The organism is Limimaricola sp. AA108-03 (assembly GCF_050847355.1).
In the GTDB taxonomy this organism is placed as follows: Bacteria; Pseudomonadota; Alphaproteobacteria; order Rhodobacterales; family Rhodobacteraceae; genus Limimaricola.
In genome coordinates this window covers 552020-564639 of the sequence record NZ_CP193755.1, presented here as the reverse complement: position 1 = coordinate 564639, position 12620 = coordinate 552020, and the positions used below count along the sequence as shown (strand labels likewise).

At 68.2% G+C, this 12620-nt stretch carries 10 protein-coding genes; 5 read left to right on the top strand and 5 right to left on the bottom strand.

From position 1 onward, the window contains the following. Window positions 1-240: 240 nt before the first annotated feature. Window positions 241-3717, bottom strand: coding sequence for a bifunctional proline dehydrogenase/L-glutamate gamma-semialdehyde dehydrogenase PutA (putA, locus tag ACRAQ3_RS02880; RefSeq protein WP_432255608.1), 3477 nt, complete (start codon window positions 3715-3717; stop codon window positions 241-243). Window positions 3718-3839: 122 nt separating this feature from the next. Here putA and ACRAQ3_RS02875 point away from each other — a divergent pair, with 122 nt between their 5' ends. The 5 genes from ACRAQ3_RS02875 (at window position 3840) to ACRAQ3_RS02855 (ending at window position 8599) form a co-directional block, all read left to right on the top strand. Next, window positions 3840-4310: an Lrp/AsnC family transcriptional regulator gene (locus ACRAQ3_RS02875; RefSeq protein ID WP_085897145.1), complete on the top strand. Its 471-nt coding sequence runs from the start codon at window positions 3840-3842 to the stop codon at window positions 4308-4310. A gap of 93 nt (window positions 4311-4403) precedes the next feature. Beyond that, entirely contained in the window at window positions 4404-5012 is a 609-nt protein-coding gene (locus tag ACRAQ3_RS02870) for a CDP-alcohol phosphatidyltransferase family protein (RefSeq protein WP_269397803.1), read from the top strand. 42 nt (window positions 5013-5054) lie between these two features. After that, window positions 5055-5903 (top strand): NAD-dependent epimerase/dehydratase family protein, encoded by an 849-nt coding sequence (locus ACRAQ3_RS02865; RefSeq protein ID WP_432255607.1) that lies wholly within the window; start codon window positions 5055-5057, stop codon window positions 5901-5903. After that, entirely contained in the window at window positions 5900-6574 is a 675-nt protein-coding gene (locus ACRAQ3_RS02860) for a sugar transferase (protein ID WP_432255606.1), read from the top strand. Before ACRAQ3_RS02865 ends, ACRAQ3_RS02860 begins: the two co-directional genes overlap by 4 nt. A gap of 174 nt (window positions 6575-6748) precedes the next feature. Beyond that, window positions 6749-8599, top strand: coding sequence for a polysaccharide biosynthesis protein (locus ACRAQ3_RS02855; protein ID WP_432255605.1), 1851 nt, complete (start codon window positions 6749-6751; stop codon window positions 8597-8599). On the opposite strand, the gene galE is transcribed toward ACRAQ3_RS02855, so the two are convergent. The 4 genes from galE to ACRAQ3_RS02835 all read right to left on the bottom strand — a co-directional run bounded on the left by galE (window position 8581) and on the right by ACRAQ3_RS02835 (window position 12561). Further along, window positions 8581-9621 carry a UDP-glucose 4-epimerase GalE gene (gene galE / locus ACRAQ3_RS02850; protein ID WP_432255604.1) on the bottom strand — a complete coding sequence of 347 codons (1041 nt, stop codon included), beginning with the start codon at window positions 9619-9621 and terminating at the stop codon, window positions 8581-8583. The genes ACRAQ3_RS02855 and galE overlap by 19 nt on opposite strands. A gap of 99 nt (window positions 9622-9720) precedes the next feature. Next, a complete protein-coding gene (locus ACRAQ3_RS02845; RefSeq protein WP_432255603.1) occupies window positions 9721-10719 on the bottom strand; it encodes an ABC transporter substrate-binding protein in 999 nt (332 codons plus the stop codon). Window positions 10720-10771: 52 nt separating this feature from the next. Then, window positions 10772-11617, bottom strand: coding sequence for an ABC transporter permease (locus tag ACRAQ3_RS02840; protein WP_432255602.1), 846 nt, complete (start codon window positions 11615-11617; stop codon window positions 10772-10774). After that, complete coding sequence (locus tag ACRAQ3_RS02835; RefSeq protein ID WP_432255601.1) at window positions 11614-12561, bottom strand: ABC transporter permease; 948 nt, start codon at window positions 12559-12561, stop codon at window positions 11614-11616. The genes ACRAQ3_RS02840 and ACRAQ3_RS02835 overlap by 4 nt, the downstream gene beginning before the upstream one ends. Window positions 12562-12620 lie beyond the last annotated feature (59 nt).

Sequence of the window (12620 nt, the reverse complement as noted above, 5' to 3'; positions counted from 1 at the left end):
CGTTTTGAAGACGAATTACGCAAAATCCTGTTACATGGTCACCCTAAAGTGCCCTCCTTGAGAACAAGGTTCCAAAAGGAGAAGCCCTCCCATCGCTTCCGAATGGCGCATCACCCCTGCGTCCCCGGCGCGGCCAAGTCTTGGAGTGTGCCCCCGGGCATGGCAGCATTTGCGCCTCCGGGAGCCGACAAGAGCGAAGCGCGCGCCGAGCTTCGATGGGCGCGCGCTTCGGGTTCTGGATCAGCCGACGCTGGCCAGCAGGCTGGCATTGCCGCCCGCGGCGGTGGTGTCGACGCAGACGTGGCGCTCAAGCTGCAGTCGCAGCGCCAAATCCTCTTCGGAAAGCAACGGGATACGCCGCCCCTCTCGCGCGGCGAGCGCCTTGCGCAGCGGCCGCAGGGCATCCGCTCCGCCCCGCAGGGCGACCGCGTCGAAGCCCGAGAGCTTTTCCAGCGCCGCGGGGTCGAGCGTACCATCGAGATTGCCCTCCCCCGAGAGCCCCGGCGCCACGCCGACGGTGGCGCAGCCGGCGGCGCGGGCGGTCTCGATCTGCGCCCTCGCCTCCTCGGCCGAGGGACCGAGGCAAAGCACGGTGCCACGCGGCACCACCGAGAGACGGTTCGATTCCCCCGTCGGCCCCGGCAGGGTGACGGTGTCGCGCCGATCCGGATCGGGGGCCGCGGCGTCGAGCAGCTTCTGCACCTTCTCGCTCGGTACCTCGCGGCCATTGGCGGGCAGCGAGGCGATGCGCATCGGCTCGGTGAAACGCGCCACGTAGCGCGGTCCGCCGGCCTTGGGCCCGGTCCCCGACAGCCCCTCGCCGCCGAAAGGCTGGGAGCCGACGATGGCGCCGATCTGGTTACGGTTGACGTAGAGATTGCCGACCTTCACGCGCCGCGTCACATGCTCGACCCGGTCGTCGATCCGGGTGTGCAGGCCGAAGGTCAGCCCGTAGCCGGTGGCGTTGACCGCGTCGATGACCGCGTCGATCTCGCCCGCCTTGAAGGTGGCGACATGCAGCACCGGCCCGAACACCTCGCGCTCCAGCTCCTCGATCCCGTTCAGGCGGATCAGCGCCGGACCGATGTAGTGGCCCTTCGACGGCGTCTCGAGCTGCCACAGCAGGCGGCCCTCGGCGCGCGCCTTCTCGACATGTTCGCGGATGCCCTTCTCGGCGCGCCCGTCGATTACCGGACCGACATCGGTGGCATGGCTCCAGGGGTCGCCAACCTGCATCTCCTCGGTGGCGCCTTTCAGCATCTCGAGGAAATGCTCGGCGATGTCTTCCTGCAGGTAGAGCATGCGCAGCGCCGAGCAGCGCTGCCCCGCCGACTGGAAGGCCGAATTGACGATGTCGCGCACCGCCTGCTCGGGCAGCGCGGTGGAATCGACGATCATCGCGTTCAGCCCGCCGGTCTCGGCGATGAGCGGCGCGGTCGGGTCCATGTTGGCGGCCATGGCGCGGTCGATGCCGATGGCGGTCTCGGTTGAGCCGGTGAAGCACACGCCCGCGATGCGCGGGTCGGAGGTGATCGCCGCTCCCACGACGCGCCCCGCGCCCGGCAGCAGTTGCAGTGCATCGCGCGGCACGCCCGCCTCGTGCAGCAGCCTAACGCCCAGCGCCGCGGTGAGCGGCGTGGATTCGGCCGGTTTCGCCAGCACGGCGTTGCCCGCCGCCAGCGCCGCGGCCACCTGACCGGTGAAGATCGCCAGCGGGAAGTTCCAGGGGCTGATGCAGGCGAAGGTGCCCCGGGCCGGGTCCTTCAGCTCCTCGCCACGCGCCGCGTAATAACGCAGGAAATCGACCGCCTCGCGCAGTTCGGCCACGGCATCCTTCGGCGTCTTGCCGGCCTCGCGCGCGGTGAGCGCGAAGAACTCGTGCGCATGCTCCTCGAACAGTTCGGCGGCGCGGCGCAGCGCGGCGCCACGGTCCGAGGCCGGCGCCTGCCAGCGCCGCGCGAGCGCGATGGCATTCTCGACATCGGCCTTGGACGACATCATCACCTCGCCCACCACGTCGGAGGGATCGGCGGGGCTGGTCACCGGGATCACCTCGGCGCCTTCGGCGGGCTCCTCGGTGGCGAGGATCGGCTCGGAGCGCCACTTGGCGTTGCGGAACGCGTCGCGGCCCGCGTCGAACTCGGCCAGCGCATCGACCGCCGTCAGGTCCCAGCCGCGCGAGTTCTCGCGCTCGGGCTGGAACAGCGCGCGCGGATCGCGCAACTCCTTGGGGCGCGGCCCGCCCAGCTTCTCGAACGGATCGGCGGCGACCACCTCGGCGGGCACCTTCTCGTCGACGATCTGGTTCACGAAGCTCGAATTCGCCCCGTTCTCCAGCAGCCGGCGCACCAGATAGGCCAGCAGGTCGCGATGCGCGCCCACCGGCGCATAGATGCGCAGCCGCGTGCCCTCGCTCTCCATCTGCTTGTCGTGCAGCGCCTCGCCCATCCCGTGCAGGCGCTGGAATTCGAAATCGCGCCGCTCGCCCGCCATCTCCATCACGGCGGCAACGGAATGGGCGTTGTGGGTGGCGAATTGCGGATAGATCCGGTCGGTCATGCCCAGCAGGCGATGCGCGCAGGACAGCCATGCCACATCGGTCGCGGCCTTCTCGGTGAAGACCGGGAAATCCTCCAGTCCCTCGACCTGCGCGCGCTTGATCTCGGTATCCCAGTAGGCGCCCTTGACGAGCCGCACCATGATCTTGCGGTCGAGTTTTTCGGCCAGCGCGTAGAGCCAGTCGAGCACGCCGCCGACGCGGCGGCCATAGGCCTGCACCACGACGCCAAAGCCGTCCCAACCGGCCAGTTCGGGGTCGGACAGCACCGCCTCGATGATGTCGAGCGACAGGTTGAGACGGTCGGCCTCCTCGGCGTCGACGTTGAGACCCATGTTCCCCGCCTTGGCGGCGCGGGCGAGCTTCGACAGCCGCGGCACCAGCTCGTCCATGACCCGGTCGCGCTGGGCCTCCTCGTAGCGCGGGTGCAGCGCGGAGAGCTTGACCGAGATGCCGGGGTTGTCGCGGATGTCGGCCGAGGTGGCCTCCTTCGAGATCCGCGCGATCGCGTTCTCGTAGCTCTTCATGAAGCCGGCCGCGTCCTTCGCGGTCAGCGCTGCCTCGCCCAGCATGTCGTAGCTGTAGGTAGCGCCCTTCTTCGCGGGCCCCTGGCTGCGCTTGATCGCCTCGTCGATGTCGCGGCCGAGCACGAAGGTCTTGCCCATCTCGCGCATCGCCGCATAGGTCGCGGCGCGGATCACCGGCTCGCCCAGACGCTTGATCGCGCGGCGCAGCACGAGGCCGAGCCCCTCGCCCTTCTCGTCGAGCACCTTGCCGGTCAGCATCAGTGCCCAGGTCGAGGCGTTGACCAGCGGGGAAGCCGCTTTCCCGAGATGCGCGCTCCAGTCCGACGGCGTGATCTTGTCGTCGATCAGCGCGTCGATGGTCTTGGCGTCGGGCACCCGCAGCAGCGCCTCGGCGAGGCACATCAACGCGATGCCCTCGCGGGTCGAAAGACCGTACTCGGCGAGGAACGCCTCCATGATACCGGGACGCGTATCGTCGCGGATCGCGCGCACCAGCTGGGCGCCGCGCCGCGTGGCGGCGGCGCGCAGCTCCTCCGAGATCGGGTCGGCGGCCATCAGATCGGCGAGGACAGCCGCCTCGTCGCGTCGATGATCGGCACGGATGCGGATGCGCAGATCGTCAAGCTCGCTCATTGGCGGACCCCCTTGAGTAAAAGACAGGTTCATCCTATCCCTGATCAGCTAAGGCGCGTTTCCCGAAAATCGACGGAAAGCGCGCTTTTTGCCCGATTTCTCTTGATATGGCGGGACGAAAGATGAGCAATTCCGACACCGGCAGCCATCTTGACCGCACGGACTACCGCATTCTCGCCGAACTGGCAGCAAATGCTCGGCTTCCGGTGACCGAACTGGCGGTCCGGGTCGGCCTGTCGAAATCGCCCTGCCAGGTGCGCCTGAAACGACTGCAGGAAAAGGGCGTGATTCGAGGTTTTCGGACGGTGATCGACCCGGCCAAGCTTGGCCTCGACCACGTTGCCTTCGTCGAGGTGCGGCTCGCCGACACCACCGAGAAATCGCTTGCTGCCTTCAACGCCGCCGTGCGGCTGATCACCGAGGTGGAGCAGTGTCACCTGATCGCCGGCAGCTTCGACTACCTGCTCAAGGTGCGGACCCGCGACATCCGCAGCTATCGCGAGGTGCTGGGCACCAAGATCTCGGCCCTGCCCGGCGTCGCGGGCACCTCCACCTATGTCTCGATGCAGCCGATCATCGACGACACGATGTGACGCCCCCTCACCATCGTGTCATCCAGGCCGTGCGCGATGGACGCGCGGCGGTCATGGCGCGATGATGGGCCGCCCCCGAAGAAAGCCGTCCCGATGCTCGACGCCGCCGCCCGCCGCCTGATCGACCCGCCGCTCAACCGGCTCGGTCGCAGGTTGGCGCGCGCCGGGGCAACCGCGGATGGAGTGACGCTGGCCGGGCTGGGGCTCGGCCTTGCCGCGGCGGCGATGATCGCGCTCGGCGCGCCGGGCTGGGCCCTGCTGCCGCTCCTCGCGTCGCGCCTCGCCGACGGGCTCGACGGGGCGGTGGCCCGCGCCACGCGCCGGACCGACTGGGGCGGCTATCTCGATATCGCCGCCGATTTCGCCTTCTACGGCGCGATCCCGCTTGCCTTCGTCCTGGCCGATCCGGCGGCCAATGGCGCCGCGGGCGGGTTCCTGCTCGCCGCCTTCTACTTCAACGGCACCACATTCCTCGGCTACGCGATCCTCGCCGAGAAGAAGCGCATGCAGACCTCGGCGCAGGGCATCAAGTCGCTCTACTTTTCGAACGGATTGCTGGAGGGCACCGAGACGATCGGCTTCTTCGTGCTGCTTTGCCTGCTGCCCGGCTACTTCGCGCCGCTGGCATGGGTATTCGGAGCAGTGTGCTATCTGAGCGGCACTTTGCGGCTGATCGGGTCGCGTTCGGTGTTCCGCGGCTGAGAGGATCTGGCCTTGCGACCGCCGATCGGGTAGCCGACGGACATGACCGCAACCCCTTCACAGACGGGTCCGCTGATTCTCGGCGGCACCGGACGACTTGGCCGGGCACTGCGCAAGCTGGCCCAAGACGGGCATTGGCCGGAGGGGCGTGCCGCGCTGTGGCATGGCCGGCGGGGCGATTACGCCTGGGACATGCGGGAGCCGGCACCGCCGCTTCATGAACGACCCGAAGGCGTCGTCGTTCTGGCAGGGGTGACATCGGGATCCCCGGAAGAGCTTGCTGCCAATGCCAACCTTGCCCGGGCCGCTTTGCGCCTTGCCGCGCGCGACGGTCTCGGCCCGGTGCTGCTGATGTCCTCGGCCGCGGTCTACGGCCGTGCCGAAGGCCCTTGTCGAGAGACGGAGGCCAGCCCCGCAAACGCCTATGGCATGGCCAAGCTGGACATGGAGCGCGCGGTCGCCGAAGAGGTCGACAGGCTGGGCACCGAGGCGCCCCGCGCCTGTTGCCTGCGGCTCGCCAATGTCGCGGGCTGCGACCAGTTGTTCGACGCGATGGCCGCCGGGCAGGTCACGCTCGACCGTTTCACCGAGGGGCACGGGCCGCGCCGCGCCTATGTCGGGCCGCTGAGCCTGGCGCGGGTCGTCTCTGCGCTTCTGTCGGCTCCGGAGCTGCCACCCGTCCTGAACCTCGCGCAGCCCGGCGCGGTGCCGATGGAGGCGCTGCTTGAGGCAGCCGGAGCGCGCTGGCACTGGCGCCCCGCTCCGGAAACCGCCCTGCCCGAAACTCTTCTCGACACGGCGCAGCTTGCCGCCATTGCCGGCCCCGTCGCCACCGCCACCGCGCCCGGTCTCGTGGCCGAGGCGCGGCTGGCCGGCTGGAGGCCTGCATGACGCCGGCCAAGCGCGCCTTCGACCTTACGGTGTCGATCCTGCTGCTGGCTCTGCTGTGGCCGGTACTGGCCGCGCTCGTCCTGCTCTTGCTCGTGAAGGAGGGACGGCCGGTCTTCTACGTGGCCGAGCGGATGCGCACGCCGGAGCAGTCCTTTGGCCTGATCAAGCTGCGGACCATGCGCCCTGCCCCCTACGGCACCCGCGCCACCGGCGTGACCGGCGGTGACAAATCGGACCGCATGTCGGGGCTGCACCGCATGCTGCGACGGACCCGCGCCGACGAGTTGCCGCAGCTGTGGAACGTGATCCGCGGCGATATCAGCCTCGTCGGTCCCAGGCCGCCTTTGCGCATCTACGTCGAAGCCTTTCCCGATCTCTATGCGGCGGTGCTGCGCTCGCGGCCCGGCATCACCGGGCTGGCCAGCCTGCGCTATCACGCCACCGAGGAGCGACTTCTGGCGCTTTGCCGCTCGGCCGAAGAAACCGATGCGGTCTATCGCCGCCGCTGCGTGCCCCGCAAGGCGCGGCTGGATCTGATCTATCAGCGCCACGCCACGATCTGCCACGATATCGGCCTGATCGCTGAAACGGCGGGCAGGGTGTTGCGGCTGGCGCCCCGCAGGTTCCCACGAAAGGCACGGCCTCGGCGGGTTCCCGCCACCGTAGATTGATCAATGACCCGGCGTCGGATTACAAGGGACACGGAATTTGCTGTGATGCGGGCGAAAATGTCAGACACGGTCGCGGCTGAGCAGGGCTTTCGGGCCAGCATGGGCGAAAAAATGGGCAAACTGGTCGAATTGCTCGGATTCATCACGCATCTTTCCCGCTCCACCAAACAATGGATGGTACTGACCAACGACGTGGCGCTGGTCCCGGTGGCGTTTCTTGCCGCCCTGTCGCTGCAGCTGAACCGCGCGCCGTTGGGTGCCGAGCTCCAGCAGCACTGGCCGCTCCTCCTCATGCTGATGGCGATCTGCGCCCTGATCGAGATCGCGATGAACATCCACCGGGTGCAGCTCAAGGCCTATGAAAGCCGGGCCATCGCCCTTTCGGCCACGCATGCGGTTCTGCTGGCGCTTTCGGCCGGGCTGATCGACCGGGCGGTGGGCGGCACCTTGCCGGGCGCCACCTTCGTCTCCTTCGCGATGGTCTACCTGCTGCTCGCGGTCAGCTCCCGTGCCGTGATGCTCAAGCTGGTGCTGAGCGCCTATCGGCACAGGCCGAAGCTCAGGGTGCTGGTCTACGGTGCCGGTCGTACGGGTCAGCAGCTGGTCGCGGCGCTTCGGACCGACGAGACGGTCCGTCCCGTCGCCTATATCGACGACAACAAGATGCTGCAGGGCGCGATCGTCCAAGGGCTGCACGTGCACGCCCCGGCCGCCATCGCCCGGCTGGCCCGGACCAAGCATGTCGACCGGGTGCTGCTGGCCATGCCGTCGGTGCCGCGGGCCCGGCTGGCGCAGCTGTCGCGGCAGCTGGAGGAGAAGGGTCTCGACGTGCAGACCCTGCCCTCCTTCGCCCAGCTTGCCGGCAACGGCGTGCCGCTGGTCGAGCAGCTGCGCCCCGTGGTGCCCGGCCAGTTCCTCGGCCGCGCGCCGCTAGACGCGGAACTTCCTGGCGGGTCGGAGACCTATCGCGGGTCTTCGGTGATGATCTCGGGTGCCGGCGGCTCGATTGGCTCCGAGCTGTGCCGCCAGATCCTCGCCTGCCGGCCACGGCGGCTGGTTCTCTTCGAAATGTCGGAGCTGGCGCTCTACAAGCTCGACCAGGAGCTGTCCGCGCTGGCCACGGAGCAGCAGGTCGAGATCGTACCGGTGCTGGGATCGGTCTGCGACGCGCCGCTGGTGCGCCGCGTGCTCGCCGACCAGGAGATCGAGATCGTCCTGCATGCGGCGGCCTACAAACATGTGCCGCTGGTCGAGAGCAATCCTGTCTCGGGCTTCGCCAACAACGTGCTGGGCACGCATACGCTCGCCCAGGCCGCCGGAGAGGCCGGTGTGGCGCGCTTCATCCTGATCTCCACCGACAAGGCGGTCCGCCCCAAGAACATGATGGGCGCCTCGAAGCGCATGGCCGAGCTGGTGGTGCAGGATCTGGCCAGCCGCTCGAACGGCACGATATATTCGATGGTCCGCTTCGGCAACGTTCTGGGCTCCTCCGGCTCGGTGATCCCGCTGTTCCACGACCAGATCTGCAAGGGCGGTCCCGTCACCCTCACCCATCGCGAGGTGACGCGCTACTTCATGACCATTCCCGAAGCCGCGCGGCTCGTTCTGGTCGCCGGGACCTTCGCCACCGGCGGCGACGTCTTCGTGCTCGATATGGGGGCGCCGGTGCAGATCTACGATCTCGCGCGACAGATGATCGAGGCGGCGGGCTACACGGTACGCGACGAGACCAATCCCGAGGGCGACATCGAGATCAGGTTGACCGGCCTGCGCGCGGGCGAGAAGCTGCACGAGGAACTGCTGATCGGCGAAGGCCAGGTCGGCACCCCGCATCCCAAGATCATGCTCGCGCGCGAGGCGCATCTGAGCGAGATCGAGGTGGCGGCGGGGATGCGGGCCCTGCGCGCCGCCGTGACCGAGAATGACAGCGACGCGCTGCGCGCCGTGGTGGCGCGCTGGGTCGAAGGCGGCAAGGCGCTGGCCCTCGCCGCCGCCGAAGGGCGGGGTCAGCTGCCGGCGAGCTGATCCGCCGCGGTGGCGTAGCCCTGCGGATTGGCCTGCTGCCAGCGCCACAGGTCGCGCGCCATCTCTTCCACCCCCAACGACGCCCGCCAGCCGAGCTTTTCGGCCGCATGCCCGCAATCAGCCTGCATCTCGGCGATATCGCCGGCGCGGCGCGGCAGCACCTCGAATGGCAGCGCCCGACCCACCGCCGTGGAGAAGGCGTCGAGCATCTCGCGCACCGAATAGCCCCGACCGGTACCGATGTTGTAGGTCTCGGCTGCCGCCGAGGCCGCCGCGCGGTCGAGCGCCGCGACATGGGCGCGGGCGAGATCGACGACATGAATGTAGTCGCGCACGCCGGTACCGTCCGGCGTGGGATAGTCGTCGCCGAAGATGCGCAGCCGCTCCTGACGGCCCGTCGCCACCTGGGCGAGATAAGGCATCAGGTTGTTCGGCACGCCCTGCGGGTCCTCGCCGATCCGGCCCGATTCATGCGCGCCAACCGGATTGAAATAACGCAGGAGCATCACCGCGCAGCCGGGCCGGGCCGCCGACCAATCGGTCAGGATCTGCTCGGCGAAACGCTTGGTATGGCCGTAGACCGAGGTCGGCGCCAGCGGGTGCGCCTCGGTATAGGGCAGGAAGACCGGCTCGCCATAGACCGTGGCCGAGGAGGAGAAGATGATCCGCTGGCACTCCGCCCGATCCATCGCACGCAGCAGGGACAGCGTGCCCGTGACGTTGACATCGTAATACTCGACCGGCTTCTCGACGCTCTCGCCGACCGCCTTGAGACCGGCGAAATGGATCACCGCCTGGGGCCGGAATTCGGCGAAGATCCGGTCGAGCGCTGCCGTATCCCGGACATCCGCATCATGCGCGTGCAGCGCGCCCTGCGGGACCAGTTCACCGACGCGGCGCAACGCCTCTGGCGAGCCATTGGAATAATTGTCGACGCAGGCCACCTCGTGGCCCTGCCCCAGGAGCTCCACCAGAGTATGGCTGCCGATGTAACCCGCACCGCCCGTGACCAGAACACGCATACAAAATCTCCGCTACTGCTACGCAAGCAGTAGCGGAGTGTGTCGGGGCTGACCAGAACCGGTCTGGCGCGAGGCCTTCAGGCCCCCGCGCCCTGCCCGTCATTGCAGCGCGGCGTCGGTGATTTCATGCGTGAAAGCACCCTCCGGCACGGCCGAGATCACAGGGTCCGAGCCGCCCGCGAGAAGCGTGTCGACGGTGCGCTGATAGGCGGTCTCGTCGAGGCTGCCATCCGAACCCTCGGTCAGCTTGGCGATCTCGCCCATCATCCGGACCTGATGCGCCTCGGTCTGGGCGCCGGTCTCGTCGTAGTCGAGCACGAGCTGCGCCGCGTCTTCGGGGTTCTCCTCGGCCCATTTCCAGCCCTTCATCGAGGCACGCACGAAACGGGTCATCTTGTCGACGAACTCCGGATCCTCGAGGTTCTCCTCCAGCACCCACATCCCGTCCTCGAGCGTCGCCACGCCCATATCCTCGTACTTGAAGGTGACGAGCTCATCCTCGGAGATGCCCGCGTCGAGCACCTGGCCGTATTCGTTGTAGGTCATGGTCGAGATGCAATCGGCCTGCCGCTGGATCAACGGGTCGACGTTGAACCCCTGCTTCAGCACCGTCACCCCGTCCTCGCCGCCCTCGGTCGGGATGCCTTCCTGGCTCATCCAGCTCAGGAACGGGTATTCGTTTCCGAAGAACCAGACGCCGATGGTCTTGCCCTTGAAGTCCTGCGGACCGGTGATGCCGGTATCCTTCCAGCAGGTCAGCATCAGCCCCGAGCTGGCGAAGGGCTGGGCGATGTTCACGACAGGCAGGCCTTTCTCCCGCGCGGCCAGCGCAGAGGGCATCCAGTTGAGCATCACGTCGGCCCCGCCCCCCGCGAGTACCTGCGGCGGCGCGATGTCGGGCCCGCCGGGCAGGATCTCGACATCGAGCCCCTCCTCCTCGTAGAACCCCTCTTCGAGCGCCACGTAATAGCCCGCGAACTGCGCCTGCGTGACCCATTGCAGCTGCAGCCGGACCTCGTCGAGATCCTGCGCCATGGCGGGTATCCCCCCGGTCATCAGCGCGCCTGCCGCCGCCGCGGCCATCATCATCCGTTTCATTCTTGGTCGACCTCCGTTTGCTGTTGACGGCCCGGTTGGCGGGCTCTTTTGGTTATCCGCGTTGCGAGGGGTGCCAGAAGGTCACCCCCCGCTCGATCAGCGCAACCAGCCCGTAGAAGCCGGTGCCTGCCAGCGCCGCGACCAGGATCGCGGCCCAGACCATGTCGAGCGCGAGCTGGCCCACCGAGGTGGTGATCCGAAAGCCAAGCCCCAGTGTCGGCGAGCCGAAGAATTCGGCCACGATAGCCCCGATCAACGCCAGCGTGGTGCAGATCTTGAGGCCGTTGAAGATGAAGGGCATCGCCGCCGGAAGCCGCAGCTTCACCAGCCCCTGCCAGTAGCCCGCGCCCCAGCTCTTCATCAGGTCGCGCTGCATGGCCGAGGTCTCGGCGAGCCCTGCCACGGTGTTCACCAGCATCGGGAAGAACACCATGACCACCACCACCGCGGCCTTGGACTGCCAGTCGAAGCCGAACCACATCACGAGGATCGGCGCGGTCCCGACGATCGGCAGCGCCGCCATGAAGCTCGCCAGTGGAAGCAGCCCGCGCTGCAGGAACACGAAGCGATCGACGGCGATCGCCGTGAGGAACGCCGCCCCACATCCGATCGCGTAGCCCGAAAGCGCGCCGCGCAGGATCGTCTGCACGAAATCGCCCCAAAGCAGTGGCAGGCTCTCGGCGAAGCGCGCGCCGATCTGGCTCGGCGGCGGCAGGATGACCAGCGGCACCTGCAGCGCGCGCACCGCGATCTCCCACAAGATCAGGATGGTGATCCCGAACAGCAAGGGTACCGCCATGCGCGCCCAGATCCGGTTCGACAGCGGCCCGGTGGCAAGCCAGACGTTGAGCGCCCAGAGCCCGAGCCAGAGCGCCAGCGCGAGGATCGCCGCGCTCATGCCGCACCCCCCATGCGCCGCAGCGCCAGCCGCTGCGCGCCGCCGATCATCGCCACCAGTACCGCCGCCAGCGCCGCGGCCAGCAGCAGCGCGGCCCAGATCTGCGCGGTCTGGCCATAATAGCTTCCTGCCAGCATGCGCGCGCCCAATCCGCCGCCCTGCACCGGCAGCTCGCCCACGATGGCCCCGACAAGGGCGGCCGCCACGGCGATCTTCATCGACGCGAAGAGATAGGGCATCGAGGCCGGCAGCCGCAGCCGCGTCAGCACCTGCCAGCCCGAGGCGTCCCATGTGCGCATCAGGTCGGTCTGCATCGCGTCAGGCGCGCGCAGCCCTTTCACCATGCCGACCACCACCGGGAAGAACGACAGGTAAGCGGAGATGATCGCCTTGGGCAGCAGCCCCTGCAGCCCGACAGAGTAGAGCACCACCACGATCATCGGTGCCAGCGCCACGATCGGCACCGTCTGGCTGACGATGGCCCAGGGCATCACCGATTTCTCCATCGTCTTCGAATGGACGATGCCGATCGCCAGTGCGATCCCTGCCATGGCTCCGATGACAAAGCCCAGCGCCGTGGCCGAGAGCGTGATCCAGGCATGCAGCAGCAATCCGCGGTTCGACAGGCTTCCCGATCGCAGCAGGCTGCGCCGCCCCTCGACCTCCTCCATCACCACGCTTTGCCACAGCTCGCCCGCGACCTGATGCGGTGCGGGCAGTCTCGGCCTGTCTTGCGCCCAGGCGTCCGGGATCTGGCCCGGATTGGCCAGCACCAGCCCCAGCGCGTTCGCATCGCGCCGCTCCACGGCGGTGACCGGCTGTACCGCCACCCCCTCGCGCTCGGCGGCGGTCAGGGCCTCGCGGATGTTCATCGGCACGGCGGCGGCGTACCAGAGCGCGAACAATGCCGCGACGAGGATGATGACCGGTCCGGCGCGGCTCATGCGCTAGCCTCGCAAGTGTCTCGCGCCGTATGGGCAACTTTGTTCTCCAAATACGCAAT